Annotated in this window: 1 protein-coding gene; it reads right to left on the bottom strand. The window is 37.7% G+C overall.

What is annotated here, in order from left to right:
* The coding region (locus tag Q8G36_RS28600; protein WP_305275336.1) for a transposase at positions 1-462 on the bottom strand (462 nt) is incomplete at its 3' end.
* Positions 463-515: the final 53 nt, after the last annotated feature.

The raw sequence follows: 515 nt of genomic DNA, 5'->3' as shown, positions 1-515 counted from the left end.
GGCATTCAACTTTTTTAGATAGGCATTCTCTGCACGTAAGTATTCTAATTCGGCAAGAAGTGCTTCTTGAGAGCCATTAGCTGGCGATTTTTTCTTAGTTTCTTTTTTCATGGATAGACGCCCCTTTATCTTTGGTTTAAGGGCGTCTATACCTCCTTCCTTAAACTGATTTGCCCAATTCAAAAGTGTAGAATCGGAAGGAAGGTTATAGTGTACAGCGGTCTCGTTGATCGATGCCCCATATTCGTTCATATATTTAAGTACTTCTAGTTTAAAGTGCAAAGTGTAATTTGTATAGGATGAAACAAGTCCTTCCATCCCATGTTTTAGATAGCGAGCGACCCATCTTTTCAGAGGGGATAAACCTACATTTCTTTCTTGAGCAATGGATTTATAGGATTTTTTCCCTTCTAAGTACTCTAAAACTGCATTTGATTTTTCGTCTATCGTATATTTAGTCAAAAAAACTGCACCTCCAATTGTTAGATGTTGTCTAACAATTGGGGTGCAGTTCA

The organism is Peribacillus frigoritolerans (assembly GCF_030676415.1).
In the GTDB taxonomy this organism is placed as follows: Bacteria; Bacillota; Bacilli; order Bacillales; family DSM-1321; genus Peribacillus; species Peribacillus frigoritolerans_A.
The sequence above is the reverse complement of the archived record's forward strand: the minus strand, read 5'-3'. Positions and strand labels throughout refer to the sequence as shown.